Here is a 24,491-nt window from a genome sequence, read left to right on the forward strand (position 1 = left end):
ATTTAGCTATTCCTTCGCTTTATCGCCGTATAAGCACAGGATATCGCAGTTCGAACCTGGGCCACGCTCAAGGGAAGGGGGTGATGAATGGATAGCCGGGCGAATGGTGATGACACCGCTCGCGGGACCGGCACGTCCACTTCATCACGAGGTCCCGACATGGCCGACCGCGTCTCCGTCTCCATTACGATCGGGGGGAAACTTCCCGCCGATCGACTGCCCGAACTGTACAAACTCGCCGATTTCTACGGCCTCTCGACCGAATGGGGGGGAGAACCGCTTGAATCCGTTACATCCGGCGAACCCCTGCGCCTCCATGCTCACGAGGTCCAGAACGGCAATATCGAGGATATCGAGGACTTCTGCTGCACCAACGACCTTCCGTTCAGGACGTGGTCGGGAGGCTCGCCCGGGTCGTTCTCGCCCGAGGTTCGGGTCTGGCCAGGTCATGGTCCGCGCGCGATATTCTCGGCCGACGACAACGAAAGCGTCGTGCTGACGCTTCAGGAATACAATGCTCTAGGTGACCTCGCCGCGATCGGTGAGCACTTCCGGTTGGGTGGCTTCAAACCGCCTGCGCTCTCCATCGTCCCGGGAAAGCCTGAGACCGATAGCTAACAGCGCCATCGGCACATCCTCCTGACCTAGCCCGATCCGCGTCCCGCACGCACCACCGTCCGCGTGAAGAACGCGGTCGGTGAGGGGCGCTCATCGCGCCCTGCCCGGCCGAAGGGCCGGGGAGGGGAGGAGGATTGAAGATCGGTGTCGAGGACATGGGGTCCAGCACGACATCAGGAGACACGTCATGAACATCGGTCAGATCAAGCAGAACGACGCGGGCATCTTCATGGGCCGCATTTCCACCCTCGCGGTCGCGATGACGATCGCGCTGAAGCCGGTCCAGTCGTCCAATCCGCGCGCCCCGCGCTACGAGATCCATGCGCTCACCCCGGGCCGGACGTGGGTGCAGGTCGGCGCGTTCTTTGAACTCACCTCCAACAACACCGGCGAGGCGTTCCTCAACGGCCGCATCGACGATCCGTCGCTCGCCGCGCCGCTCCAGGTCTCGGCCTTCCGCCAGGACGACGGCTCGTACAACGTCGTGTGGCAGCGCGCCCAGAAGCGCCGCGACGTCGGTGCCGCGCTCGGGGTCAAGGCGGACGATGGCGAACCCGCGCTGCCTTTCACCGCCGATGGCCGTGACGTGGCGACCTCGGGCGCAGGCGATGACACCGGAGACGGGCTGGGTGCCAGCACCGCGCCGGTCGACGAGAGGGTCTGACCGGCATCGGGCGGCGCTGACGCGTCGCCCGTATCGCCACCTCGACGGGGATCGCTTCATCGCCGAAGCGGTCCCTGTTGCCGTTAGTGCCTGTTGCAGCCGCGCGGTCCGTGGTGTACGGATTGTCTTCCGTTTTACGGAAGATACGGATTCCCATGTAACAGAAAGATGGCCGTTACAACATTGGCAGGACCAGATGAGGGTCCCATCCTGGAGGGACGCAGGGCTTAATCGATCCCCGGCCGCGTAACGAAAGATGAGGGAAACCATGACCCCTACAATCGAAAAGGCCAGATCGACCGACGTGTCGAAGCGGTTCGGCTTCTATTACGACGAGGCGATGACGCATCCGATCGCAATCGAGCGCAACGGCGCTGCCCGCGTGGTCATGCTACCCGCCTCCGAGTTCGAACGCTTGTCCCGCCTCGATCACCTCGCGCTCTCGCCGCAGGAGTTGAGCGATGAAGCCATCCACGCCATCAGGACCGCGACGCCCAGCGCCGGGTCCGTCCAGAACGATCAGTACGTCGATTGAACCGCAAGCCGGTGACCTGATCTGGTATTTCTACCTCTGGCGGCATGAACATAACCGGGGCGACGAGGACGGCTCGAAACTCCGCCCCTGCATGGTGGTTGGCAGCTATCGCTCAGCCGGAAGGCTCCGTGTCCTGATGGTGCCACTGACGACGCGCGATTATTCACCGGCTGCATCCATCCCTCTGCCGCCGCGATTCATTGAGGCCTTCGGCCTCGATGACCGATCACGCATCGTGTGGGACGACGTGAACGATTTCGCATGGGTCGGACCCGACGTTCGCGCCGGTAACGACGGTAGCACCATCATCGCCGAGGTGCCGAGCCGCATCGTACAACGTGTCGCGGCGCTGATCGTCGAGCATCGGATCACCCCCACCCGGCGAACCGAGTAGGCGATCGATCCTCGCCAACCCGAAGGGCGGCGCCCGCAGACACAGCCCGGTTCGCTGGCCGAGTGGAAAGATCATCACGATCGGCGATGATCCCGCAGCCGGGCGGCGCGTAAAGCCGTCGCTGTTCTGCCAGCGGGTATCGGCAGGCGTTTGCCCCCTATGGCGATGAGGACGCCCAGGTCCGATGCGGTTGCCGGCGATCGCCCTGGCGAGGGTCGGCCGTCGGGCGACCTTGCGGCATCCGGTCTCCTTGCCGGTGCGTCGTCGCCCGGGCGCGGCCGTCCTTGTCGAGCTTCGGAGCGGCACCACGTCGGTCAGCGAGCGACGCTGGCGGCACGCCTGCCTTCGCGCCGGGTCGTTCGGGGGTACGGGTCAGGCGACCGACATGAGCGGTTCACGAGGTTTGTCCATGGCAATGCCTGCGGGAACCTTGGGCTGATCGACGGCCCATCCGCCGTTTCGTGTCACCTGCGCCGCGCCCCGGGGCCTCGCAACCCCTTTGGCAGGGCCGTGTTGCCGCGCTTCGCGCGGCTGCCCGCACCACCCCTGCAAAAGGGGTTCCCCTCCGGTCGACCAGGCCCGCCGCCTGCGCGCCGGCCCAGCTCGCCCTCCGGTGCGACGCCCCGAACCGCGACGCCCTTCAGGTGACACCGGCGGACGGACCGCCGACCAACCCAAGGAGGCAATGCCATGAACAACGTGAACCTCGTCGGCCGCCTGACCCGCACCCCCGAACTGCGCGAAGTCAATCGCGCCACCAGCGTCGCGACCATCTTCGTGGCGACCGATCGCCCGAAGCTCAACAAGGACGGCCACACCTACAAAGGCGACGACGGCTTCACCGTCAAGGAGACCGAATACCACAAGGTCACCTGCTTCAACGGCCTCGCCAAGGCGATCGCCGGCAACCGCAAGAAGGGCGACCTCATCGCCATCGAGGGACGCCTGCACTACACCCGCTGGCAGGACAGCGACGGCAACGACCGCTACGGCTGCGAGATCATCGCCGATCGCGCCGAGTTCTACTGACCGGCCAGCGAACCGGGCGGCGCCTGCGGGCGTCGCCCTTCGCGCATGCTTCATCATCGCCCGCGCAGGACGCCTCGCCCACGGTGCTTCGCACCGCGGCCTTGCGCCAGCGCGCGCTCACCTGAAAGGTCCGGCACCATGACCGTCCAGCGCGACATGTTCGACGGCGACCCGTTCGCGCCCGAGCCGATACCTGCGGCACCGGACCCGGTCGCTCGGGTCGACGAGCCGGCACCCGCCGGCGGCGACCACGACGGCAATGCCGTCGCGCTCGCCCCGCTGGCGGTGCCGTGCGGCTTCCGCAACCGTCGCAATGAACCCTGCCGGCGTCTCGCCGAGCGACCCATCCTGATGAACGGCCAGCCCTTCGTCCATCGTGGTCACCAGCTGCTCCAGTGTCCGCGTTCCTGCTGGCTAGACGATGACAGCGCGGTCGAGCCGGACATTGCTGACCGGATCGGTGAAGATATCCGGTTCGCAACCGAACCGGATATCCAGACCGACCCGCACGGCGAGGACCCCGATGCCAACCGCGATCCAGACGACCCGGGAATCCAGGAGATGCCGGATTACGATGCCGGGGATGACGGTGGCGAGTATGAATGGGACTGATCCTGCTGATCCTGCTGTGCTGGCTGTGGGACGGCCGTAGAGGGGCAGGGCGGGGCGTCCCGCCTTGTGGGCGGGACCGGGCTCTATTCGGCCCTGGCGGGCCTCACGGAGCCCCCTGGCGGGGTCTCCGCCCTGCGGGTGACGATCCCTATGCCGGCGCCGGGCGTCCTGCGCGCGGGCGGCGGCAGCTGGCTCGCCCTCCCGGGCTCACTGGCGCTGCCTTTGCGGCGCTGCGCCGTGCCGGCGCATCACCGCCGCCCGTGCTCGGTCCGACCCGGCGTGCCCACCACAACATAATATTTTCTCTCTCTGTGATGAGGAAGTCTGGCATGCGGGGTTGGCGGGCCGTCAAGGACGCGCGGTCCCCCCAATTTTCACGCACCCTTCCGTCTCCGCTTCGCTCCGCCTCCAGGGCACGAGAAAATCGGCTCCCCCGCGCGCGAGCGTTAACCGGGGTCCGCGACCCTGCGGGCCGCGGCTTCCCGGTTAACGTCCCTGACCGCCCTGACCGCCGCATGCCGGATGAGATTCCTCACCGAGAGAAGGTGAGATTTTCAACTCATGGAGGCTATCATGACCAAGTACAGCAACTTCAACGACATGGGCCGCGCGATCAACGAGCGCCGCGCCGACGAGCACACCACCGAGACCTATCAGGGGGCGTTCATCGAGGCGAGCGAGATGGCGAAGCTTTCCATCGTCAGCGAAGCCGAGAAGCTGGACATGCCCGACCCGGAGCAGGCCGCACACGCCGTCGAGCAGATGCTGGCGACGATGTTCGACGTGTTCCGCGACACTCGCATGGAGGAGTTCGCCGCCGACCTCGCATGGGGCTTCGTCAACAGCTTCCACATGGTGGCCAAGCGCATCGAGGGCCGTGAGGATGACGCCGCCAAGAAACTTGGCGACCTGGTGCGCAGCTACGACCCCTCGGAGATCTACGCGGTGGAGCTCGAAGAGACCCAGCTGCTCTGCCAGACCCTCGAGAATTGCGCCGAGGCGATGCGCTGCATGCGGGACCACGCCGGGAACGTGTATCGCGTCGAGACCGGACGGCCCTTCTCGACCGTCCGCGGCAGCAGGGTGTCGTCCAAGCTGACCGCCTCGATGATCGACGGTGCCGACTATCTGGCGGCACGCGCGGCAAAGCGTCGGGACGAGCACAACCCGAGCGGCCCGATTGTCGCCTTCTCGGGCGGCATGGAATGGCACGACCACGAGCAGCTCTTCGAACGCCTCGACCAGATCAAGCGTCGCATCCCGTCGATGGTCCTGATGACCACCGCCATGAACAAGGGTGCCGACGCCATCGCAGCGTCGTGGGCGGCCTCGCGCGAGGTCAAGCTGGTGCGCATGTTCCTCGACAAGCGCCACGGCAACCGGGGCGGGTTCCTCCGCAACGACCGCATCGCCTCGCTGCGTCCCGTCGAAGCGATCGTCTGCGAAGGATCGGGCGTCCAGATCGACTTCGCTCGCAAGTTGCGTACCGCCGGCGTACCGCTCCACGTCTTCCGCAAGGACGGACAGGCACCGGTGCAGCCGAGCCAGCGCAGCCGCCGCGCCTGACGCACCCACGGAAGGGCTCCGGGCAACCGGAGTCCTTCCCCTTTTTTACGTCGCCCTGGGCGGCGCTCCGGGGCATCGAGCCCCATCGCGCCGCGTGGGACTGACCTATCGGTCGATCACGCCACGTTGCCCGCTCGGCACGGCTCGCTCGCGGCAGGGCAATGCCGTCGCATTGCCACTGCCAGCTACGCCTCGCCGGTGCCGGGGTCGATACCGACACCCGTCGCATCGCCTCGCTCGCTTTGCGGTCATCGCTGAATGCGATGACCAGCGCGCTACGCCTCGGCCGATACGACTGGCGATCGTCGTTGAACACCAATCGGCACGCCTCGCTTGCTTCACGGCGATCCCTTCGGATCGCCGGTTCGCTACGCATCGCCGTGCCGATCGCGTTGGCTTATCGACCGCGCCGTCTCGCTCGCATCGCGGCCACGCCTGCGCGTGTCACGCTCGCTACGCATCGACCGGCGCGGTTCAACCGGCGTCACGCTTGCGGCATCAGCACGGCTCGCTGGCGGGCGCGGCGATGCCGTCGCATCGCCTGCACTGCCGCTGCGCATCGCGCCGTGCCGATCGCACCCATTGATCGGCCACGCCGTCTCGCTCGCATCGCGGCCACGCCTGCGCATGTCGCGCTCGCTACGCATCGACCGGCGCGTCTCACCCGGCATGTCGCTTGCCGCATCGGCACGGCTCGCTGGCGGGCGCGGCGATGCCGTCGCATCGCCTGCGCTGCCGCTGCGCATCGCACCGTGCCGATGCCATCGCGCAGGAGCTGACCGGCACGGCTCGCTCGCTTCACGGCGATCCCTTCGGATCGCCGGTTCGCTACGCCTCGCTCGTGCCGATCGCACCCGCTTATCGACCGCGCCCGTCTCGCTCGCATCGCGGCCACGCCTGCGCGTGTCGCGCTCGCTACGCATCGACCGGCGCAGTCCGACCGAAGCCCGGCTCGCTCGCGGTGCCGCAATGCCTGCGCATTGCGAGCACCAGCTACGCATCGCTCGGGCACCCGGTCCTGCGGACCGACCCATGACCCCGTGATCGGCCATGCCGATCCTGACGGATCGGAAGGGGAGGGGAACCGGAGATGATGGTTCCAATGGGAGACAGACCATGTCGATCACCTTCTTCCTCAGCGTCGATCGCAAAGCCGACGCCGCGCCCGCCGTCATCACCGCCCGCCAGCTTGCCGCGTTCCGCGCCTTCGCCCGCGAACGTGGCCAGCTGCTCGAAGACGAGGATGATGACCCGCTCGTGTCGTGCTCGTTCGAAGCTCGCGTCTGCCCCTGGTCGCTCGCGTCGATCTGCGCGATCTTCGATCACGATGTGGGTGTCATCGCCGTGGTCGAGGAAGCCCAGTTCCGTGGCCTCAACGTGCGCTTCTGGCACGATGACGCGACCCGCACGATCACGATGCGCGTCGCCAGCACCCCGGACGGCGCAGCGGAGATCAATCTCGCGAACGGCAACGCCTTCCACGTCCTCGACGCGCTACGACTTTCGGACGATAATTGCGGCAGCATGCCCATCGGGCAACTACGCGAAACACTCGGCCAGCCCTATGTTCGCCGCGACCTTGGTCGCCTCGATGGTCGTTACCTCGAACGCTTCGACACCCTCGCTGCTCAGGCCGACACCAGTGAAGGGATACGCATGGTCTGGGGATAGCCTCCCTCCAGTCGCCATCGCGTCGGGGAGCATCGGGCTTCGCCTCGATGCTCCCCATTCTTATGCCTGAATGGACCGAAGCTTCGCCAACTCGGCCCAAGCATTGAAAAGGGGAGCGCCTAACGGCAGCTCCCCTTCTATTTGCATGATGGGCTTGAGCCCGCTTTCGCGCTGACCCGCTTACGCGGTCAGGCGCTTCACGGTCTCGGCGATCCCGAGTTTCTTGATCGCTCCAATGATCGCGCTGAACTGGGCAGGATCGGCCTTCATCAACCCCGACCGTTCCACCTCCTTCAGCAGCTCCGAACGCTCACGATCGGCCAGTTGCTTGCGGCGTTCGTTGAGCCGCTGTTCGTCCGCCTCAAGCTGTGCCCGTTCCTGCTCGATACTCCGTGCCATATGACCTGCCTTTTCTGATCGTGGATCGGCCTCCATTTCCCACGATGCCAGCACCGCTCCACCGGCACAATAGCGACACTCATAATCGCTCGCTGGTCCGGCTTTACCGGACCAGCATGAGGCGACGGACACTGACCTTCGGCCAGGTCCGTCGTCGGGCGGGATTGCTCCGCCCAATACCCTTCGGTCCAGTCCGGTGGTCGCCTGCCTGCGGCGCTTACTCTCCCGGAACCCAGTCCAATGATCGGACATCCAGCCATGATGCCACCACCACCGCGACAGTCCCTAAGGATTTGCACACCGTACGCGGCACGCCGCAGGTTAAGTGTCTGTAATTGCCGGTGTTTGCAGGGGCAAACATGTTTGCCCCTGCAAACGCCTTGGTGGTTCTCCCCTAAGCGCTTGAGAACGCGCGAAAATCCCTGTTTGCAGGGTGAATGCGTTTTCACTCTATACCTCGGGACCAGGCTGTAGTATTTTCCACTCTCCGAAAACCCCACCAGCCACTTTCAAGTGGGTGGTGAATGTCTAACTCGACGATAGCTTTCAGACTTTCGTCTGAAGAGATTGCGGCACTTGATCGTGTAGCCGCGAAACGGTCGTGCTCCCGGTCTGAGGCCGCGCGCACTGCGCTTATGTTCGGTATCCGTTTCGCTGAGGCCGAGCATACTTTCAACATCACCCGTGCGGTCCTCGTTCTCGAGTACATGCAGGCGGCGATCGACGTGATTATCACACGCGATCACGGCGACGTCGTACCCCAGCTTCGCGAAGCCGCGAAGGAGCGCCTGGCGACGTTCCATGCGTAGCGGCGACATCCGGTTCAACGGTCAGGCGGCGACCGTAAAGCACCATTCCGCGCGGGGGCGGATCACCCGCAACTCGGGCAATTTCACCCGCGGTTCGCAGCTTCTCGCCAGTCAGTACAAGATGACCTGGGCGGGCCTCCAGGTGCCCATCTGGATATGGCTGGGGACGTTCATCGTCCTGTTCAATATCTTCGTCTGGCTGGGCCTCGCCGAGCATGAATTCCAGCTCGACCTGATGAAGCTCTATTCCGCCATCTGGACGTGGGTCGGCGGGGACAAATTCCACCTCATCAACCTGACCTTGCCAAACGGCATCGTGACCAAGGTTCCGATCGGCTACGTCCCCTACGAACCCCATGTCGTTCATGCCTGGGCGAAGACGGTCAAGATCTTCCTGACGACACTCGTCATGTCGGCCTTCATCGCAGCACCGATCATCATGTGGTTCATCATGTGGGCAAACAAGCGCGGCAGCGACATGCTCCAGGAACGCCACAACCGCGGCGCCCTGTTGGTCGAGCGTGACGTGCTCGTCAAAACTGTCAGCGGCCACAACCGACGCAAGTTCCGCACCGAGTGCGCCGAACACGATCCGCCGTACGTCCCCGAACTCGTCGCCAAGGCTCCGATCCTCGATCGGATCGACCGGGGCATCCACGTTCCATACACGATCGCCGGCATCCCCTATCCGTGGCGGCTCGAACAGAGCCATACCATGCTCATCGGCACCACCGGCACCGGCAAGACGACCCAGCTGCGCAGCCACGTCTCGCAGCTTCGCGCGCGCGGTCATCGCGCGGTCATCTTTGACCTGACCGGCGTGTTCGTGGAGACGTTCTACAACCCAGAAACCGACGTCATTCTCAACCCTATGGACGAGCGTTGCGCGCCGTGGACGCTGTTCGACGAATGCCGCAACTATGCCGACTTCGTTTCGGCCGCATCGGCCCTCATTCCCTCGCATCCCGACGACAAGGAACCGTTCTGGCAGAACGCCGCGCGGATGCTCTTCATCGAGATGTGCCTGAAGCTTCAAGAGATGGGTGAGGCGAACAACGCCGCGATCGCGCACCACCTGATGCAGGCCGATCTGAAGTCGATCAACGCCAAGCTCGATGACACCATCGCCGCCCCGCTGACGACCGAGAAAGCCGCCCGCATGGCGGAATCGATCCGCTCGGTTCTGAACGTCAACGGACAGGCGCTACGCTTCATGCCGGACCCTGTCCCGGGCGGCCCGCCCGCCTTCTCGATCCGCGACTGGATCGCGACCGACAATCGCGACGGCTCGATCATGTTCATCACCGGCTCGTACAACGACCTCGAGATGACCCGCGGTCTGTTCACGCTGTGGATCGATCTGGCCGTCAACAACCTCATGCGCCTGCCCAAGACCCGTGACCTGCGGACCTGGTATCTGTTTGACGAAGTCCATGCGCTTCACGCGCTTCCTGGTATCGAGCATGGCCTCCAGTCGGCCCGCAACTTCGGCGGTGCGTTCGTCCTTGGGATCCACTCGTTCGACAAGCTGGTCGCGACCTATGGCTTGCAGAACGCGACCGCGCTCACCGGACTTGCGCGCACCAAGCTGATCCTCGCCACCGCCGATCGAACCACAGCCGAAAAGTGCTCCGAGTTCATCGGCAGCCGCGAGGTCCGCCAGATGGATGAGGCCTACAGCTACGGCTACAACAACACCCGCGACGCCTCGACCCTCACGCCTCGCACGGCGATCGAGCCGCTGGTCATCCCCGACGACATCAACAACCTGCCGTCGCTCCACGGCTTCGTGAAGTTTCCCGATGGATTTCCCGCTGCGCGGATCGAACTCAAATACCGCTCCTATGCCGAGGTCGCGCCGGGGGCGGTGCCCCGCAAGAACTTCAAGCCTACCGAATACGTCTCGCCGGAAGACCGGCGTCGTCAGAACACCCGGAACAATGGCGCGGATGAGGGGGGTGAGGGTGGCCGCGAGCATACCCCCACACGGCCTGTGGGGGGCGTGGAGGCGAAGGAAAGGCAAGAGCCGGACCTGACCGCCTCGCAGCCCGAGAAGCCGCGTAGCGAGGCTGAAAAGGCGGCTGCGGCGATGGAGGTCACCGGGTCGCTGCCGGTGGTGATCGATCAGATAACCGGCAAGGGCGTCGCCAGCAGCCCGACCGGCGTCGATGCCGTCCGCGCGTCGGATGCCGCAACGAGGGTCGGGGGCGAACCTTCCAAGCCTGTGACGGGAGGTTCATCCAGTCTGGATGCCCAACTCGGCGGCATGGGCATGTCCCTGATCGAGAACCGTGCGGGTCCGCAGAGCGGGGTGGATCCGACGCGCGGCGAGGCGTCACGCCATGCCCCGGAAAGCCGGTCCGATCGCGGTGATGCCGATCGCCACGAGGACCAGGCGACCCGCGAATTGCGCGATGGGTTTGCGACGCAGCGCGACCCCGATCACCACCATCGTCATCACGGCCCGGATCATTCGCCGGAGATCGATGACGACATGGACATGGGGATGTAGCCGATGCTGTCGGTCGCTTCCGTCAAGTCCGCCTCCGGCGCGGCGCAGTATTTCGCCAAGGACGATTACTACACCGCCGAGCATTCGTCCGAGGCGACCGCCTGGGGCGGGGTGGGCGCGGCCGACCTTGGCCTCAAGGGCGAGGTGACCAAGGAAGACTTCGAGAAGATCCTCAACGGCGAGATGCCCGATGGCGAAAAGGTCGGGCAGGTCGAGGGTCGCAGGCTCGGTGTCGACCTGACCTTCTCGATGCCGAAGTCCGCCAGCGTAATGGCCTATGTCGCTTGCGACACCCGTGTCCTCACCGCGCATATGAACGCCGTAAAGGCGACGATGGGATGGGTCGAGAAGACCTTCGCCGAAGGCCGCACCTACGATCAGTCCAGGTCAGGGGATGCGGTGCGAACCGGCAACCTCGTCTATGCGCTGTTCCAGCACGACACGAGCCGCGCTCTCGATCCGCAGGGCCACATCCACGTCCTTATCGCCAACATGACCAAGATGGCGAACGGGGCATGGCAGGCGCTCCACAACCAGCAGCTCTGGAAGAACAACACCACGATCGGCGCGGCCTATCACGCCCAGTTTCGCGCCGAGCTGGCAAAGATCGGCTACGAAACAAGCGTCACCGGCAAGCACGGCCAGTTCGAGATCGCCGGCGTGCCTAAGGAGGTGATCGACACCTTCAGCCAGCGGCGCGCCGATATCCTGGCGAAAGCCGGCGAGCTCGGTGTCACCTCCGCCGAGGCGTTGCGCAAGGTGACCAACAATACCCGCGACGCCAAGCTGAACGTCGAGGATCGCGATGCCCTGCGCCAGGAATGGCGTGACCGGGCGGCCGCGCTCGGATTCGACGGCAAGGCACTGGTCGATGCCGCGCGCGAGCGTGCTGGCGCCAGCGGCCTCGATGCCCAGCCACGACCGATGGAGCGCCTCGGTGACGTCCTGGCCAATCTCCGCGAAAGCCTGGGCGAGTTATTCCGACCCGCCGATCCGCTCGTCGCCAGCGGCCTCGACCGGCTGCGCATCGCGCCGGTGGATCTGCGCGCCCAGCACGCCGTCGCCTCCGCGATCCGCATCCATGCCCAACGCGAAGCCGCGTTCGCGGTGCCGGACATCACCAGGACCGCGCTCGACCTCGGGCTGAAGGGTGTCACCGCCGCGCATGTCGACGCGCGCGTCTCCGAGCTCATCCGCAACGAGAAGCTGATTCCGGGCAAGGATGACCGGATCGACAGCGTCGTCACCCATGTCACGACGCCCGAGGCGCTCGCGACGGAGCGCGGCATCCTTGCAGAGATCGAGCGCGGCAAGGGGGAGGGGCGGGTGATCGTCTCCGCCGACACCGTTATCGAGCGGATCAACGCCGCATCGGGCGACAAGGAACTCAATGCAGGGCAGATGGCGGCCGCGACGATGGCGCTCACTTCCGCCGATCGCATCGTCGCGGTCCAGGGCGTCTCGGGCGCCGGCAAGTCGACCATGCTGGCGAGCGTCGCGCGCAATGTCGAGCAGGAAGGCGGCAAGGTGGTCGGTCTCGCGCTCATGAAGGCGACCGCCGATCGTCTCGGCGCCGAAGCCGGCATCGAGAGCCGCACCGTGTCCTCGTTCGTCCACAGCTATGCCCGCCACGCGCTCGCTGGGAAGGGCGCGGGCTATGACGGCGCGCGAGACGCGCTCGCCGGCACCACGCTCATCCTCGACGAAGCCTCGATGGTCGGCTCGGAGCAGATGAAGCACCTGGTCGGCATCGCCAATGCGCTCGGCGTCGATCGCTTCCTGATGATCGGCGATCGCCAGCAGATCACCGCGGTCGACGCCGGCAAGGCGTTCGCGCTCGCGCAGGCCGGCGGGATCACGCTGGCGCGGATGGACGAGAATCTGCGCCAGCGCACCGAGCAGCTGCGCACCGTCGCCGCGCTGACCAACCGCGGCGAGGTGCGCGAGGCGATGGCGATGCTCGGCGACAAGGTCACCGCCAACCCCGAGCATGTGAAGGCCGCGGCCGAACACTGGCTGGGCCTAACCCCCGAACAGCGCGAGACCACCGCGATGTTCTCGTCGGGCCGCGTCGCGCGCGCAGAGCTCAACGTGCGCATCCAGGACGGCCTCGCCGCGGAGGGCACGTTGAAAGGGGACGGCGTCGTCACCCCGGTCCTCGACAAGGTCAACGTCACGCGCGAGGAACTCCGCTACGCGCATACCTATAAGCCCGGCCAGGTGATCGACCTGCGCCATGCCATGCGCGAGCTCGGCCTCAGCCCCGGCACCTATGACGTGCTCGGCGTCGACGCGAAGGGGCGCGTTCAGGTCCAGATCGGCAACCGGGTACGGACCTTCGATCCGCAGAAGATATCGCCGGTCGACAAGACCGACGCGATGCAGCTCGCCCAGCGCGAGCAGATCAAGCTGCATGAGGGCGACAAGATCCGCTGGACCCAGAACGACAAGGACCGCGGCCTCAACAACAACGATATCGCCCGCGTCGTCTCGGCCGACCCGTCGGGGATCAAGGTGGAGGCGAGCGACGGCACCCTCCACGAGCTGAAGGCGGGCGATCCGATGATGGAGCGGATCAGCCTCGCCTACGCGCTCAACATGCACGCGGCGCAGGGCATCACCACCGACACCGCGATCGCGGTGATGAGCCACAGGGAATCGAACCTCTCCAACCAGCGGCTGTTCAACGTCACCGTCACGCGCGTCCGCGACGACATCCAGCTGTTCACCGACGACCGCGAGAAGCTGACCGCCGCGATCGAGCGCAACGAGGGCAACAAGACCTCGGCGCTCGAGACCACCGGCGCGCTGTCGATCGACCCCGATCGCGGCGCTGCCGGCGCAGCCACGAAAGCCGGCGCGGGCGAGACGTTCAACCCTTCGCTGCCGCCCGACCTCGATCGCGGACCGGAGAAAGTCGGAGGCGAGCCGAGCGCAGATACAGCCCGCCCCTCGACCGGCGGCAAGATCGACATCCGTACCGATCCCTCGCTCGACCTCTCCCGGTTCAGCGTCCCGGTCGAGCCCAAAGGGCCTGAACTTCCCTACCCCGAAAAGGACATCGGACTGGAGCTATGAGCATGACCACATCACCACCGACCTGGGACCAGGTGATCGCCACCAAGCACTGGCACGCCTGCGACCTCGACACTCATACGCTCACGCAATGCAGCCAGCTCGCGCGGCGCGACGATGCGCTCGACTGGGGCGGCGAAACGCTTGCGATGGCCGCGATTTTCGGCCTGACCTACGTCTTACTCCTGCCGCTCACCCGCGCGCTGCGTGCCCTCCGGGTCCGGTCCGAGCCAGCACGATGAGCCTCGCCGACCGCGACTATATGCACGGGCCTCCCCGCATCGGTCGGACCTCGCGGCTCGACACGCCGCCCTGCGACGCGATCGAGGGAACGGCCGAGTATGGCCATCAGGCCCGCAGGAAGCCCGTGGAGCCACGGTCAACCGCACCACGCATGATCGTCCCGCTGACGCGCCGGTTGCGTCAGGCGGGACTCCTGGCGGCCGCGGTGGCGGCTTTCACCTTCGCCTGGGCGGTCGGATGCGGAATCGTCAGCGCGTCGCTTCACACCGATGGTGGAATTTTCGTTCCGCCCGCAACCCAAGGTACGCCCGGTGGACGGTAGTTTCCCTTTTCGCTTCCGGCGCCAACCCGAGCCGACGCACGCGACCCTCACGATCGCCGAAACCGCGGATCTGACGGAAGCGGCGCTTGAAGCGGTCCGCGCCGGTGACGGGGGCCGGCTCGCGGTATTCGGCGATGGCGACGCGATCGCCGAACTCGCCGACCAGGTCCGCGACCAGCTGATCGACCCCGCGCGCGGCAACTGGGACTTCTTCGCAGACCATCCGAGCGACTATGCACGCTCGTCCGCGATCGAAGCGTTCCTTCCCGACGATCCTGACGTTTGCTCGGGCTACACCTGCGCTTCGCGCTATGTGCTGCTCCGCGCGATCCAGCATGCCGGCGATGAACCTGGTGCGACCCTTTCGGCCGTCCGCGATCTGATACGGGATCTCCCGCCGGAAGCCGTCGCAGAGGCGGCGGGACACGATTCTGGAAACGGTCACGCCCTGCGTTGGGGAATGACCGTGCTGGCCGGCGTGCGACGAGCGACCCACGCTTTCGCCGACCACGACCGGCTGATGCCCAGGATCTCCATCGCGCGCTGGCTGGCAGGATCGGCGTCGACCATCCTGTTCGTACGACGCGAACCTGGACTGACTTCGAGCGAGGTTGTCGCCGTCGAGGCCTCGCTGCGCGATCACGCGATGCTGTCCAGAATGGACGTGTTTCCCCTGGCTCTCCCCTCGCAGTCGATGGAGGTGGTCGATGGGCATCGATGATCGCGACTATATGCGCGATCGCTACCGCAAGCGGCAGGGGCTCGATCCCGGTGCGACGCAATGGAACGATCGCAAGGCACGGGTCGAGCTGAACCGCTTCGGGTTCAGGAAATCGGTGCCGCTGGGGAGCGCGAGCTGGATATCTGGCGGATCGAAAGGGTCGTGGTTCGAAGCCAGGAACAGGGGCCACGATTATCAGCGCGGTCGATGGCGGCCCCGCCCGCGCTTCACGCCGGCCCCTTACTGGCAGGCGCTGGGCGTCGGTGTTGCCATCGCACTGGTCCTTGCGGCCTGGGCCGGGCAGGGCCAGATCAAGCGCGCAACCTCCAGCCTGTTCGCGTCAATCGTGGGGACGAACACCGGTTTTCCGGAATCGGGAACGGTCGCCGTCTCCTCCAGCGTCGACCTGCGAACCGTCAGAAGCCACCTGACCATTCAGGGTGCGGCAGACAATAGCATCGTCCAGCTGCTCGATCCGGCGACGGCGAAGAACCGGCTGTCGGTCTATGTCCGCGCCTTCGAGCGTGTCACCGTGCCAGCCCCGCTCGGCCAATATCGCGTCCGCTTCATCCACGGCCGCGAATGGGCAGATTCTCGGACCTTCTTCGGCAAGGGCACGCTGCACGACGAGGTTGCCGGCGTGATGCTGTTCACGCGACGGGTCGGGCACACGCTCGATCTTCGTCTGGGGGCCGACAGCAATCTCGTGGTCCGGCGCATCGCCGCCAAACCGGCCTCGATCCAGTGACACTGTCCTTCATCCACGCGCGGGGATTTCGCATCGCACCGCCAGGACCGGCCCCCGCGCGCCGGCACGGCGATCAACCGGGACAGGAGACATGAGCAACTGGGATTTCGAGGAAATGGGCGAGTTCGGCTCGGATGCCGACGCAGACCGCTGGGCGAAGCGCAACAACATCGCCCCGCAGGATGTCCGCATTCGCCGCAAGGGGGACGGGGTTGAGCTGGAGGTCCGGCGCTCGGCGCTGGGCGACAGCAGCGCCCGCCACGATGACCGTCGCGACGGCCGACGCAACGGTTTCTTCTGAAAACGGCCAGGGAAGGAGTACACACGATGAAACTGAAGATGATCGCCGCGCTGGGGCTTGCCGCCCTCTCCGTGGCCTTGCCGTCGGCCGCCAGCGCGCAGTCGTCGGCGCCGGTCCTGCTCGCGATGGCGAGCTTCGCCGGAAGTCATGCCGGCACCGATGCCGCGCGCGAGGTCGAGGCGAAGAAGGCGCGCTATCGCGCGCACGCGCTTCACAACGGCAAATGCAAGGACTGCGCGGACTGTCCCGACTGCAAGGACTGTGACGAAGCCGCGAAGAAAGTTGCGGCGGACGAGGAGCGTGCCGGGATCTGCGATCCCGCAGCGCATGCGAAGAAGGCGGGCGCCGGTGCTTGATCGCACCCGCATGCTCGTCGTGACGGCCGCGCTCGCGGCCGTCACACCTTCAATGGCCCACGCCCAGAAGCTGGGGCAGGGCGGCACCGGCGTCGACGAGACGACCGCCGTGCCGCAATGCCAGGTGCCGCTCGGCGTTGCCGCGCTGGTTGAGGAGAAGGCCGCCAACCCGGCCGATGGCCTGTCGCCGCAACTGCAGGCGCTCATGCGCATGGCGGAGATGCAGAACGGCGGTTCGACCGCGCGCGTCGACGCGCTGCCACTGGTCAAGCTGATGATCGCGCGATCCAATTGCTTCCGCGTCGCCGATCGCGGCGAGGCGTTCAGCGCGCTCGAACGCGAACGCGCGATCAATGGCGGGACTGCCACAACCCGGCCTGTCACCAAGGCGGATTATCTGATCGAGGTGAAGGTGGTCTATTCCGACGCCAAGTCGCGTGAGAGCGGGGGCGGGGTCGGCGGTGTGTTCGGCGGGGCGGTCGGGCTCAAGTCGAAGACACTCGAAAGCCAGGTGCTGATGACGCTGGTCGACGTGAACACCGGCATCCAGGAAGCGGTCGCCAGCGGGTCGGCGCGCAAGAAGGATATCGGCGTCGTGGGCGGTGGGCTGTTGCTCGGCCTTGGCGTGGGTGCGCTCGGTGGAAGCTACGCCTCGACCGACATCGGCAAGATCACCACGCTGGCGACGCTCGATGCGTTCCGCAAGCTGATCGAGGATGCACGGCCACGGCTCGAGGCGAGGCTGGTGCCGGCCAAGCCGCCCGCAATGGTGCCTCCCGCCTCCGCGCCGCTACCGGCGCAGGCGGTTCAACCGCTGCCGCAGCCAAATCCGGGAACGCCGAAACGATGATCCGCAAGAAATCGACCCGCGCGGCCGAGATCGCATTTGCCGACGAAGTGATGGCGTCCGACGAGTTCGCGGCTCTCCCCGAGCGCGTGCGATCGACGGTGCGGAACCATCGCCAGGGGATGCGGGGCGAGCGCGAGACCGCCTATATGCTCGATCACCAATTCGGGCCTGACAACGACCGCAACCTGCTTATCCACGATCTGCGCCTGCCGGACGGGCAGGGCGGGTTCGCGCAGTTCGATCATATCCTGCTGTCGCGGGCGTCGCGCACCGCCTCGATCTTCGAATCCAAGAACTACTCTGGCCGGATCTCGAAGAACGAGCATGGCGAATGGATGGTCTGGTATCGCTCGCAACGTCAGCCGCAGAACATCCCCAATCCGGTCGAACAGGCCAAACGACAACGCAAGGTGCTGCAGGCGTGGCTGAAGCGAAAAGGGCATGACAGGGCGTTCGCGGAGGTCGGCGTATTCGTGTCCGTTCCGCCCACCGCGATGATCGACCGTTCCAAAATCGGCAGCGACGAGCCGATCTACAAATGCGACAACCTTTACAAAGCCTGGGTGCCGTTCGGCGGGTCATCGCCCCTGGGACGAATGTTTTCGACCGGCGTCACCGCCGCGCAGATGGTCGAGATCGCCGACCAGCTCATCGCCGACCATGTCCAGGAGGGCGATATCTATACCCGCCTCGGCATCGTTCCTGACAGCACGGACGCCGCCGATACGTCTCATACCGGCGACCCGTCTGGGCCGATCAACATGCCCATCGTCCAGGCCGCGTCTGTGCCGGAATTGCCGCCGTACGTCGAGGCAGAGCCTGTCACTGTTCATCCGGCGCAAAGTCCCTCCACATCGGTAGCGGTTGAATGCACCGTTTTGGAGGTATCGCCCCCTGCCAAGGCGGTTCCCGTCAAGGCGGGCGCACCTATCGAGGTATGCGCCGGGATCGTCGAGCGGACACTGCCAGATGGCCGCATCGCATTCAGGGCCGCGCGCGACGATGAGATCGGCAGGGAGGTTCTTTCCGCGTTGTGCAAGGGCAAGGCGATCTGGAACCCGAGATTCTCCAACTGGATCTGCGTGCCCGACGTCGCCGACGTGATCCGGGCTGCACTTCCCGATGCGATCAGGGTCGGCCACGTCGCATGAATATGATCAGCCTGCCCCGGCCCGAATGCCCGTATTGCCATGAGGCGATGCGCCGCTGGCCGCTGGGGCAGCACATGCTGGTCTGCGACACCTGCCGCCGTCCGATCGTGCGCTACCTCGCTGCGCCCTCGCGTCGGATCTTTCGGCTGCGCCCGCTCTACAGCGTCATCAACGCCATCGCGCTGTTCATTCTGGTCGCGACCTTTCTCGCCATCGTGATCGCCCGCGCCGACATCCGGCATATCATGCTGGCCGTCGCGATCCCCATCGCGATGTTCGGCGCGAGCGATATCGGCGATGGCTGGCTGTCCTGGCGTACCTCGCTCGATCGAGGGTGGAACCACCTTCGCAAGGGTCGCAAGGCGCGGCTGATCGGGCTGGCACGCGCAGCGTTCGGCATCGCCGGCTGTGCTGTCGCCATCTTCGGGCTACTTGCCTACGGCGACATGACCACTCCACGAAAACCGCTTGCCCATCAGGCTGGTCGGCCATGATTCCCTTCTGCCTGATCCTGGGCGACAGCACCGCGGTCGGCACGGCGCAGGCATTGGCAGCACAGGGCATACGCTGCGAGGTTCATGCGCGCGTGGGTGCCGGTTCGGCCGAGATCGAGCGGCGGGTGAGGGGCGCTTCGGCCGCCACCGTCGCCCTCATCGCACTCGGGTCGAACGATGCCGCCAGTCCGGCGCTCCCAACCAACCTTCTTGCGCTCAGGCGGCGAACCACCGCCGTCAAGGTGGCCTGGCTTGCCCCCTACGACCTGCGCGCGTCATCCATTGTCACGTCGATCGCGGCACGTTTCGGCGACACCGTCATCCCGCTGCGGGCGCAACCGAGCCGGGATGGCATCCATCCGGTCAGCTATCGCCCCGTCGCCAAGTCGCTGCGGTGGGGGGCGGTCGCCCCCTTCAGAGCCGGCGTAGCGCCGGCGCCGATCGCGCGCGCGACCGTGCTGGTGATGAGCAGCCCACTCGGGTCGTGATCGCCATCTTCATGCCGCGAGCATCGGTCGCCGGAACCGAACGGCTCGACTCAATCCCGCTGGAACAAATCCGGCCCATATGACAGGCTGAACGTCATGGACCATCGCATCACCCACACCTGCGGCCATGAGCAAACCCATTTCATTGCCGGGTTCGCGTCGCAGCAGGAGCGCAAGGCCACCTGGCTGCGCACGACGGTCTGCGGCGCGTGCTACCGCAAGCAGCGCCAGGAAGAGAACGAGCGCGACGCCGCGGCCTCGCAACAAGCCGTTGCCCATCTGTCGCTGGCGCCGCTCAACGGCTCGGAACGACAGGTCAGCTGGGCAACGACCATTCGCGCGAAACGGATCGCCTTGCTGCGCAAGGATCAACCTCTCGATAGCGTCGAAACCGGCGCGGCGCTGCTCGGCATCGCGGACGCCAAATGGTGGATCGACAACCGCGACGCGACCGACGCGCAGTTGCTCGCCTCGGCAGGGGTGGCTCAGGCTCCCGGCTGAACCGGCGTCGTCACCGCATTCTTCAGCGGCGCGGGCTTCTTGCCGTCAGGCAGCGTCCTGCGGAGGTGCTCGTGGACGATCGCAGCCGAGAAGGGCTTCGGGATGAACGTCGCCTTCTCGGGCATGTCACCCGGATTGGGACGGATATTGCCGCTGGCGATCACGATCTCGATCCAGGGCCAGTGCTGTGCGACATGACGCGCCAGCGCAAAGCCGTTGATCGATCCCGGCATCTCGACATCGGAGAACAGCAGGATGGTGTTGTCGGCCTGCTCCTCCAGCAGCACGATCGCGGTATCGCCGTCCATCGCCTCATGACAGCGAAAGCCGGCGTCCTCCAGGATCAGCGTCATGTCCATCAGGATGATCGGGACGTCATCGACCGCGAGCGCGAAAGGTACGGTCGAAGTGTTCATCACCTCTACAACCGCCTGTATCTGTAGGCGCTTGCAATCGTAACTGGCGCAGTAGATGTCGATCATCGCGGACATCATCCTGGCCAACTCGCGTGTGGTCGGCGCATTTTCCCACCGGCTCATCGTTGGTTGGCTGGCCAGCCCCGCGCCCGATCCCGGCAGCTTGCCCAGCGCCAGGCGGAAGCCCGGATCGTCACGCAGAGCGTCGAGATCATCGGCGTCCTCGTAGCCGCACGCGATCGCGAACACGCGGGCACGCAGTATGTCATCAAGGCGATGGATCACCCGCGCAGGATCGCGCGGATCGGCAATGCAAGCCGCAAGCCGCCGGCAAAGCCCCATCGCGCGCTCGGCCTGTGCCAGCAGCAGAACACCGCCATCCGAGGTGAGCCGACCTCCGTCGAACGCGGCTGTGATCTTCTTGCGCCCGATCGCTGGAAACGAAAATCCCGGCGCGCTATCATCGCTCCCGGCGGGTGTGGTCCGTGGCATAAATTGCCTCGCTGCAGGAATGGCCTAGACACCCATTTTCCTACATCAAAGCAATCGCTTAAACCACTCCCGCCAACCCTTCTGACCGAACCCGATGAATAAGCCGGGCTAGAGGCGGCCGAGTGATGAAACGGCATCGCTCCACCTTTCGCCGTCAATGGTCGTGGCCGATCGCCCTCGCGGCGCTGACCCTGTTCGGCTTGCTCTCGGCGCTGTTCGGCGAAGGCGGCATCTGGTGGTGCCTGTCGTGGGCGGCGCTGGCGATCCCGCTGCTGGTGATCGCGCGCCACGTCCTGCGACCGACAGGGAGGCCGCAACATGCTCGCCACCATGCGCCCTGACGGCGACGACGCGCGCCAGGCGCGCGACGATGCCGAAACGCTGCCGATCGTGCTGCCGCTCCCGGTCGAGCGGCATCCCTATGCCCCGCCGCCCGAACACAAGATATTCGGCTTTCTCGGCACATGCCTGGTCTTTGCCGTGGCCTTCGCCGGCCTGCTCCTGACGTTCGAGCATCATTTCAACCCGCCGCCGCCCTCGGCGCCGCTGGTGGTGAGCCTGCTTCCGCTCGCCTCGCCGCCCGAGACGCCGCCCAAACCGAAAGAGGCGCCCAAGCCGGTCGAGAAGCACCAGCGCCAGCCCACGCCGCAAAAGGTCGTGCCGGTCGAGCGTCCGATCATCCCGGTCCCGACGATCGCGCCGCCCCCACCCGCGCCAGCGGTGAAGCCCGTCGATCCGACGCCCCCGCAACCGGAAACCGCCGCGCCCAAGACGGCGCCGGCGCCCCCCGCGCCGCAGGTATCGAGCAACGCGCCCGATACGTGGGAGGGCCGCGTTCTCGCCCGCTTGCAGAAATACCAGCGCTATCCCGGCGCGGCGAAGAGCGCCCGCCAGCAAGGCGTCGCCTATATCCGGTTCCGGATGAACCGCGACGGCCATGTGCTATCCTCGTCGCTGGTGCGGAGTTCCGGCTTCCCGGCGCTCGATCAGGCCGCGCTCGACACGCTGCGCCGCGCTGATCCGCTCCCCAAGATTCCGCCCGAACGGCCCGACGAAATCGAGCTGGTAGTGCCTGTGGAGTTCCTATTACGTTGAGCGCGCCCTTCTCCCCGATCGCGCTGCGTCGCCGCCCCGCGCTCGAACGCCGCGCCCTCGCCATGCTGCGCGGCGACGAACAGCATTTCCATGCCGATGAAGATGCCCGCGCCTCGGAGCCGTCGCGCCAGGCCGCGAAGTCGCAAGCGCTGTTCTTCGCCGAGCTGCGCCGCGTGGCGGCCCGCCACGGCATCACCGTGCTGCCGCCCGGTTCCCGCCTCGTCGGCGAGGGCGAAATGCTGCTGCTGACGTGGCTCGCGCAGGAACAGCGTATCACCAGCCACGGCCGCGCCATCCCGGCCGATCCGCTGCTGATCGCGGCCGTCGCCCGCTGCGCAGGCCTGCTCGATGCGCTCGGCATCCATCTCGGCCCGAATACCCTCTATGGGGCGCGGCTGCGCGGAAATCACGCGAGCGGGGCCGGGTCCGCCCTATAGCGGCCGATAGGCGACGCCGATCCGGTTCTCGGCCGAGTTGCGCCGGCGCAAGGTCGCGGCGATATGGCGCTCGGCCGCCTCGCGATCGGCGAAGGCGTGGGAACGGGCCTGACCGCGCGCGCCGATCCGGCCCCAGCGGGTTTCCACCAAGATCATGCCGAACAGGTCGAGGCTCGCGGTGATGCTGTAGCCGCGCCGGACGTTGCGGGCCGGGTCAAGCGCCACCAGCTCGATCGGATCACAAAGCGGGAGAGCTGCGCCATTCATGGCGCAAAGCCTACAAAATCAGGCCCGCGAAGTCCGGCGACATTCCTGAATCAGTGCGGGGGCGGTGATTCACAAAAGCGATCAGCGCGCCCGTGGTGCAGATTTCGATACACCGTGTTCAGCCGTTGAACACCGCCCGATCGGCTTGCCCATGACCGAGATGGCGAAGCCTGCTAGAAGATCGATGAAGCTGCGCGAACGGAGGGCGGCACATGGTTCAGGGCATCGTCATCGTCGCCATCCTGGCCGGCGCCGTTTGGTTCCTGATCCGGCATTTCAAGCGCGGCTGCTGCGACTGAGGTTCGGCCTCGCTATTGGGCGGCCTTCAGCTCCGTCGTACAATACACCGGATTCTTGGCCTTGGCCGCCCTCCATTCGTCATCAGCGCAACTGGCTGTCCTTGCTGCCCCGGCGATTGATGCCGGTGAAGGTGGGGCGCTTATCGCGTTCGCTTTGACAGGCGACACAGGTTCTTACGCCGGGTATGGCCGTGCGGCGTTTCGCGGGGATTTCGTCGCCGCACACCTCGCAGTCGGTGCTACCCTCGCCGGAAGGCAGACGCGATCGGGCGGCGAAAACCGCGTCCATGATCGTTGCATCAATCTGGTCCTGCACCGCACTATCGGGTGCCCATCCATTTGCCATCGCCGCAAGCTCCTCGATTTTGACCTTGGGGGTCAGATAGTCGGGGGCGCATGGGCCAAGCACGCGACTATCCAGCACAGCACCCGAATATAGGGTACTCCCTGCCAGTATCAAGGAGTGCGCAAATTTAGCTCAGGACGGATTTATGGGGTTCCAGTGGAGCGGGTAGATCTTCTTCGCCAAGCAGCGACAACATATCCCGCTCGATTGTCCGCTTCATCGCATAAAGCGGCAGACAGTTGGGCTCGACGCCGAACGGGTCTTCCAGCTCGTGTCCCAGCGCGTCGAGGCCGAAAAAGGTATAGGCGGTAAGGAGCACCGGCAGGAGCGTCCACCAGTCGAGTGATCCTGCGAGCGCGAAGGGAAGCATCACGCAAAAGATAATTGCGGTGCGATGAAGCAGCAGAGAATATGCGAACGGCACGGGCGTCGTGGATATCCGCTCGCAAGCGCCCTGAACCTTGCCGAAGGATCGCATGTCTTCTGCCACGACGGCATAGTGAATCGGCGTAATGACGCCAGTCTGCTTCAGGTGGAGCAGCCTACGCCCCATACGATCGAGCACGAGGTTGGTGACGTTCGGGCTCTTTGTCGCCGGGCCGATTTCGACCCACGGCGCAATAGCGGCGATTTCGTCCTCGCCGCGAAGGCGTGCGGTGAGGCCGCAGGCAAAGCCACATATGCTGTGGAGCAACGCTCGCCGATCCTCGTCAGGGAGAAGCGATGTCTCGCGCGCGAACGAACGGGCCGAGATAATCAGCTCGCCCCATAGCTGCCGCCCCTCCCACCATCGCGCATAGCAGGCATTGTTGCGAAAGCTCATGAAGATCGAGAGCGCGATGCCGATCAGGGTGAAAGGGATCGTCGAGATACGCGCGAAAATGCCGGGATGGGCTTGGGCGGCCAGGATGGCGATCACACTGACGATCGCTATCGCCGCCAGCCTCCGCGCGATGCGCGGCAAGATCGAGCCATGCACGGTGAAAATGATATCTTGGAAGCTCGGTTGCGATCGAACGATCATGGTCCGTGGAATGTCCTTCGCCTGTTTGCCGGCATTTCCCTCGGCAGCTCGTCGAA

At 65.7% G+C, this 24,491-nt stretch carries 30 protein-coding genes and 1 pseudogene; 25 read left to right on the top strand and 6 right to left on the bottom strand.

The window, feature by feature from the left end:
* The first annotated feature begins 159 nt into the window (after nt 1-159).
* The 8 genes from FFS35_RS15565 to FFS35_RS15600 all read left to right on the top strand — a co-directional run bounded on the left by FFS35_RS15565 (nt 160) and on the right by FFS35_RS15600 (nt 7,089).
* Nucleotides 160-618 (top strand): hypothetical protein, encoded by a 459-nt coding sequence (locus FFS35_RS15565; protein WP_052192542.1) that lies wholly within the window; start codon nt 160-162, stop codon nt 616-618.
* A 187-nt stretch (nt 619-805) separates the two neighbouring features.
* Complete coding sequence (locus tag FFS35_RS15570) at nt 806-1,282, top strand: DUF736 domain-containing protein (RefSeq protein WP_024310589.1); 477 nt, start codon at nt 806-808, stop codon at nt 1,280-1,282.
* Nucleotides 1,283-1,550: 268 nt separating this feature from the next.
* The gene (locus FFS35_RS15575; protein WP_010409116.1) at nt 1,551-1,817 is read left to right on the top strand and encodes a type II toxin-antitoxin system Phd/YefM family antitoxin; all 267 of its coding nucleotides are present in this window, start codon (nt 1,551-1,553) and stop codon (nt 1,815-1,817) included.
* A gap of 136 nt (nt 1,818-1,953) precedes the next feature.
* Complete coding sequence (locus FFS35_RS15580) at nt 1,954-2,211, top strand: hypothetical protein (protein WP_062126514.1); 258 nt, start codon at nt 1,954-1,956, stop codon at nt 2,209-2,211.
* A 690-nt stretch (nt 2,212-2,901) separates the two neighbouring features.
* Nucleotides 2,902-3,240, top strand: coding sequence for a single-stranded DNA-binding protein (locus FFS35_RS15585; protein WP_010409121.1), 339 nt, complete (start codon nt 2,902-2,904; stop codon nt 3,238-3,240).
* Nucleotides 3,241-3,378: 138 nt separating this feature from the next.
* Entirely contained in the window at nt 3,379-3,852 is a 474-nt protein-coding gene (locus tag FFS35_RS15590) for a hypothetical protein (RefSeq protein WP_062126517.1), read from the top strand.
* Nucleotides 3,853-4,425: 573 nt separating this feature from the next.
* Complete coding sequence (locus tag FFS35_RS15595; protein WP_037494485.1) at nt 4,426-5,418, top strand: SLOG family protein; 993 nt, start codon at nt 4,426-4,428, stop codon at nt 5,416-5,418.
* Between the two features lie 1,116 nt (nt 5,419-6,534).
* Complete coding sequence (locus FFS35_RS15600) at nt 6,535-7,089, top strand: hypothetical protein (protein WP_010409130.1); 555 nt, start codon at nt 6,535-6,537, stop codon at nt 7,087-7,089.
* 180 nt (nt 7,090-7,269) lie between these two features.
* Here the strand turns inward: FFS35_RS15600 and FFS35_RS15605 are convergent, their stop codons facing one another.
* A complete protein-coding gene (locus FFS35_RS15605) occupies nt 7,270-7,488 on the bottom strand; it encodes a hypothetical protein (protein ID WP_010409132.1) in 219 nt (72 codons plus the stop codon).
* Between the two features lie 635 nt (nt 7,489-8,123).
* On the opposite strand from FFS35_RS15605, the gene FFS35_RS20075 reads away from it, so the two are divergent.
* The 14 genes from FFS35_RS20075 to FFS35_RS15670 all read left to right on the top strand — a co-directional run bounded on the left by FFS35_RS20075 (nt 8,124) and on the right by FFS35_RS15670 (nt 20,059).
* Nucleotides 8,124-8,297: a hypothetical protein gene (locus tag FFS35_RS20075; protein WP_154651477.1), complete on the top strand. Its 174-nt coding sequence runs from the start codon at nt 8,124-8,126 to the stop codon at nt 8,295-8,297.
* The gene (locus tag FFS35_RS15610; RefSeq protein WP_033967470.1) at nt 8,290-10,809 is read left to right on the top strand and encodes a type IV secretion system DNA-binding domain-containing protein; all 2,520 of its coding nucleotides are present in this window, start codon (nt 8,290-8,292) and stop codon (nt 10,807-10,809) included. Before FFS35_RS20075 ends, FFS35_RS15610 begins: the two co-directional genes overlap by 8 nt.
* Before the next feature lie 3 nt (nt 10,810-10,812).
* On the top strand, nt 10,813-13,887 hold the full coding sequence (gene mobF / locus FFS35_RS15615) for a MobF family relaxase (RefSeq protein ID WP_010409137.1): 3,075 nt from the start codon (nt 10,813-10,815) through the stop codon (nt 13,885-13,887).
* A 2-nt stretch (nt 13,888-13,889) separates the two neighbouring features.
* A complete protein-coding gene (locus tag FFS35_RS15620) occupies nt 13,890-14,126 on the top strand; it encodes a hypothetical protein (RefSeq protein WP_033967468.1) in 237 nt (78 codons plus the stop codon).
* Nucleotides 14,123-14,449: a hypothetical protein gene (locus tag FFS35_RS15625; protein ID WP_010409142.1), complete on the top strand. Its 327-nt coding sequence runs from the start codon at nt 14,123-14,125 to the stop codon at nt 14,447-14,449. The genes FFS35_RS15620 and FFS35_RS15625 overlap by 4 nt, the downstream gene beginning before the upstream one ends.
* Nucleotides 14,439-15,170 (top strand): hypothetical protein, encoded by a 732-nt coding sequence (locus FFS35_RS15630; RefSeq protein ID WP_010409143.1) that lies wholly within the window; start codon nt 14,439-14,441, stop codon nt 15,168-15,170. Before FFS35_RS15625 ends, FFS35_RS15630 begins: the two co-directional genes overlap by 11 nt.
* The gene (locus FFS35_RS15635) at nt 15,157-15,918 is read left to right on the top strand and encodes a hypothetical protein (RefSeq protein ID WP_010409145.1); all 762 of its coding nucleotides are present in this window, start codon (nt 15,157-15,159) and stop codon (nt 15,916-15,918) included. The genes FFS35_RS15630 and FFS35_RS15635 overlap by 14 nt, the downstream gene beginning before the upstream one ends.
* Before the next feature lie 91 nt (nt 15,919-16,009).
* Nucleotides 16,010-16,219 carry a hypothetical protein gene (locus FFS35_RS15640; RefSeq protein ID WP_010409146.1) on the top strand — a complete coding sequence of 70 codons (210 nt, stop codon included), beginning with the start codon at nt 16,010-16,012 and terminating at the stop codon, nt 16,217-16,219.
* Nucleotides 16,220-16,245: 26 nt separating this feature from the next.
* Entirely contained in the window at nt 16,246-16,575 is a 330-nt protein-coding gene (locus FFS35_RS15645) for a hypothetical protein (protein ID WP_010409148.1), read from the top strand.
* Complete coding sequence (locus FFS35_RS15650; RefSeq protein ID WP_010409149.1) at nt 16,568-17,425, top strand: CsgG/HfaB family protein; 858 nt, start codon at nt 16,568-16,570, stop codon at nt 17,423-17,425. The genes FFS35_RS15645 and FFS35_RS15650 overlap by 8 nt, the downstream gene beginning before the upstream one ends.
* Nucleotides 17,422-18,576, top strand: coding sequence for a nuclease-related domain-containing protein (locus FFS35_RS15655; protein WP_010409151.1), 1,155 nt, complete (start codon nt 17,422-17,424; stop codon nt 18,574-18,576). Before FFS35_RS15650 ends, FFS35_RS15655 begins: the two co-directional genes overlap by 4 nt.
* Nucleotides 18,573-19,070, top strand: coding sequence for a hypothetical protein (locus FFS35_RS15660; protein WP_010409153.1), 498 nt, complete (start codon nt 18,573-18,575; stop codon nt 19,068-19,070). Before FFS35_RS15655 ends, FFS35_RS15660 begins: the two co-directional genes overlap by 4 nt.
* On the top strand, nt 19,067-19,558 hold the full coding sequence (locus tag FFS35_RS15665) for a hypothetical protein (RefSeq protein ID WP_010409155.1): 492 nt from the start codon (nt 19,067-19,069) through the stop codon (nt 19,556-19,558). The genes FFS35_RS15660 and FFS35_RS15665 overlap by 4 nt, the downstream gene beginning before the upstream one ends.
* A gap of 96 nt (nt 19,559-19,654) precedes the next feature.
* Nucleotides 19,655-20,059, top strand: a complete 405-nt coding sequence (locus FFS35_RS15670; RefSeq protein ID WP_010409157.1) for a hypothetical protein — start codon at nt 19,655-19,657, stop codon at nt 20,057-20,059.
* Here the strand turns inward: FFS35_RS15670 and FFS35_RS15675 are convergent.
* Both FFS35_RS15675 and FFS35_RS15680 read right to left on the bottom strand, forming a co-directional pair.
* A complete protein-coding gene (locus tag FFS35_RS15675; RefSeq protein WP_307718164.1) occupies nt 20,044-20,541 on the bottom strand; it encodes a response regulator in 498 nt (165 codons plus the stop codon). The two genes, FFS35_RS15670 and FFS35_RS15675, sit on opposite strands and share 16 nt — an antisense overlap.
* Nucleotides 20,515-20,967, bottom strand: a pseudogene (locus tag FFS35_RS15680) (transposase); the annotation flags it as partial. The gene FFS35_RS15675 and the pseudogene FFS35_RS15680, both read right to left, overlap by 27 nt.
* Before the next feature lie 125 nt (nt 20,968-21,092).
* Between FFS35_RS15680 and FFS35_RS15685 the strand changes: the two are divergent.
* Genes FFS35_RS15685 through FFS35_RS15695 form a run of 3 tightly spaced genes read left to right on the top strand, consistent with a single transcriptional unit; the run spans nt 21,093 to nt 22,499 of the window.
* Complete coding sequence (locus tag FFS35_RS15685; protein WP_062126525.1) at nt 21,093-21,308, top strand: hypothetical protein; 216 nt, start codon at nt 21,093-21,095, stop codon at nt 21,306-21,308.
* Nucleotides 21,286-22,062, top strand: coding sequence for an energy transducer TonB (locus FFS35_RS15690; RefSeq protein WP_063113157.1), 777 nt, complete (start codon nt 21,286-21,288; stop codon nt 22,060-22,062). Before FFS35_RS15685 ends, FFS35_RS15690 begins: the two co-directional genes overlap by 23 nt.
* Nucleotides 22,059-22,499, top strand: coding sequence for a hypothetical protein (locus tag FFS35_RS15695; RefSeq protein WP_062126531.1), 441 nt, complete (start codon nt 22,059-22,061; stop codon nt 22,497-22,499). Before FFS35_RS15690 ends, FFS35_RS15695 begins: the two co-directional genes overlap by 4 nt.
* Here the strand turns inward: FFS35_RS15695 and FFS35_RS15700 are convergent.
* The 3 genes from FFS35_RS15700 to FFS35_RS15710 all read right to left on the bottom strand — a co-directional run bounded on the left by FFS35_RS15700 (nt 22,494) and on the right by FFS35_RS15710 (nt 24,435).
* Nucleotides 22,494-22,766, bottom strand: a complete 273-nt coding sequence (locus FFS35_RS15700) for a WGR domain-containing protein (RefSeq protein ID WP_062126535.1) — start codon at nt 22,764-22,766, stop codon at nt 22,494-22,496. The genes FFS35_RS15695 and FFS35_RS15700 overlap by 6 nt on opposite strands.
* A 381-nt stretch (nt 22,767-23,147) precedes the next feature.
* The gene (locus FFS35_RS15705) at nt 23,148-23,411 is read right to left on the bottom strand and encodes a DksA/TraR family C4-type zinc finger protein (RefSeq protein ID WP_024310576.1); all 264 of its coding nucleotides are present in this window, start codon (nt 23,409-23,411) and stop codon (nt 23,148-23,150) included.
* A 127-nt stretch (nt 23,412-23,538) separates the two neighbouring features.
* Nucleotides 23,539-24,435, bottom strand: a complete 897-nt coding sequence (locus FFS35_RS15710; RefSeq protein WP_062126538.1) for a bestrophin family protein — start codon at nt 24,433-24,435, stop codon at nt 23,539-23,541.
* Nucleotides 24,436-24,491 lie beyond the last annotated feature (56 nt).

This window comes from Sphingomonas sp. 3P27F8, from assembly GCF_005502745.1.
In the GTDB taxonomy this organism is placed as follows: domain Bacteria; phylum Pseudomonadota; class Alphaproteobacteria; order Sphingomonadales; family Sphingomonadaceae; genus Sphingomonas.

What these genes read in the sequence shown, in the direction of transcription:
- FFS35_RS15565 (WP_052192542.1), top strand. Translation starts at nt 160, where the DNA reads ATGGCCGACCGCGTCTCCGTCTCCATTACGATCGGGGGGAAACTTCCC.
- FFS35_RS15570 (WP_024310589.1), top strand. Translation starts at nt 806, where the DNA reads ATGAACATCGGTCAGATCAAGCAGAACGACGCGGGCATCTTCATGGGC.
- FFS35_RS15575 (WP_010409116.1), top strand. Translation starts at nt 1,551, where the DNA reads ATGACCCCTACAATCGAAAAGGCCAGATCGACCGACGTGTCGAAGCGG.
- FFS35_RS15580 (WP_062126514.1), top strand. Translation starts at nt 1,954, where the DNA reads ATGGTGCCACTGACGACGCGCGATTATTCACCGGCTGCATCCATCCCT.
- FFS35_RS15585 (WP_010409121.1), top strand. Translation starts at nt 2,902, where the DNA reads ATGAACAACGTGAACCTCGTCGGCCGCCTGACCCGCACCCCCGAACTG.
- FFS35_RS15590 (WP_062126517.1), top strand. Translation starts at nt 3,379, where the DNA reads ATGACCGTCCAGCGCGACATGTTCGACGGCGACCCGTTCGCGCCCGAG.
- FFS35_RS15595 (WP_037494485.1), top strand. Translation starts at nt 4,426, where the DNA reads ATGACCAAGTACAGCAACTTCAACGACATGGGCCGCGCGATCAACGAG.
- FFS35_RS15600 (WP_010409130.1), top strand. Translation starts at nt 6,535, where the DNA reads ATGTCGATCACCTTCTTCCTCAGCGTCGATCGCAAAGCCGACGCCGCG.
- FFS35_RS15605 (WP_010409132.1), bottom strand. Translation starts at nt 7,488, where the DNA reads ATGGCACGGAGTATCGAGCAGGAACGGGCACAGCTTGAGGCGGACGAA.
- FFS35_RS20075 (WP_154651477.1), top strand. Translation starts at nt 8,124, where the DNA reads ATGTTCGGTATCCGTTTCGCTGAGGCCGAGCATACTTTCAACATCACC.
- FFS35_RS15610 (WP_033967470.1), top strand. Translation starts at nt 8,290, where the DNA reads ATGCGTAGCGGCGACATCCGGTTCAACGGTCAGGCGGCGACCGTAAAG.
- mobF (WP_010409137.1), top strand. Translation starts at nt 10,813, where the DNA reads ATGCTGTCGGTCGCTTCCGTCAAGTCCGCCTCCGGCGCGGCGCAGTAT.
- FFS35_RS15620 (WP_033967468.1), top strand. Translation starts at nt 13,890, where the DNA reads ATGACCACATCACCACCGACCTGGGACCAGGTGATCGCCACCAAGCAC.
- FFS35_RS15625 (WP_010409142.1), top strand. Translation starts at nt 14,123, where the DNA reads ATGAGCCTCGCCGACCGCGACTATATGCACGGGCCTCCCCGCATCGGT.
- FFS35_RS15635 (WP_010409145.1), top strand. Translation starts at nt 15,157, where the DNA reads ATGGGCATCGATGATCGCGACTATATGCGCGATCGCTACCGCAAGCGG.
- FFS35_RS15640 (WP_010409146.1), top strand. Translation starts at nt 16,010, where the DNA reads ATGAGCAACTGGGATTTCGAGGAAATGGGCGAGTTCGGCTCGGATGCC.
- FFS35_RS15645 (WP_010409148.1), top strand. Translation starts at nt 16,246, where the DNA reads ATGAAACTGAAGATGATCGCCGCGCTGGGGCTTGCCGCCCTCTCCGTG.
- FFS35_RS15655 (WP_010409151.1), top strand. Translation starts at nt 17,422, where the DNA reads ATGATCCGCAAGAAATCGACCCGCGCGGCCGAGATCGCATTTGCCGAC.
- FFS35_RS15660 (WP_010409153.1), top strand. Translation starts at nt 18,573, where the DNA reads ATGAATATGATCAGCCTGCCCCGGCCCGAATGCCCGTATTGCCATGAG.
- FFS35_RS15665 (WP_010409155.1), top strand. Translation starts at nt 19,067, where the DNA reads ATGATTCCCTTCTGCCTGATCCTGGGCGACAGCACCGCGGTCGGCACG.
- FFS35_RS15670 (WP_010409157.1), top strand. Translation starts at nt 19,655, where the DNA reads ATGGACCATCGCATCACCCACACCTGCGGCCATGAGCAAACCCATTTC.
- FFS35_RS15675 (WP_307718164.1), bottom strand. Translation starts at nt 20,541, where the DNA reads ATGATCGACATCTACTGCGCCAGTTACGATTGCAAGCGCCTACAGATA.
- FFS35_RS15685 (WP_062126525.1), top strand. Translation starts at nt 21,093, where the DNA reads ATGAAACGGCATCGCTCCACCTTTCGCCGTCAATGGTCGTGGCCGATC.
- FFS35_RS15690 (WP_063113157.1), top strand. Translation starts at nt 21,286, where the DNA reads ATGCTCGCCACCATGCGCCCTGACGGCGACGACGCGCGCCAGGCGCGC.
- FFS35_RS15700 (WP_062126535.1), bottom strand. Translation starts at nt 22,766, where the DNA reads ATGAATGGCGCAGCTCTCCCGCTTTGTGATCCGATCGAGCTGGTGGCG.
- FFS35_RS15705 (WP_024310576.1), bottom strand. Translation starts at nt 23,411, where the DNA reads ATGGCAAATGGATGGGCACCCGATAGTGCGGTGCAGGACCAGATTGAT.
- FFS35_RS15710 (WP_062126538.1), bottom strand. Translation starts at nt 24,435, where the DNA reads ATGATCGTTCGATCGCAACCGAGCTTCCAAGATATCATTTTCACCGTG.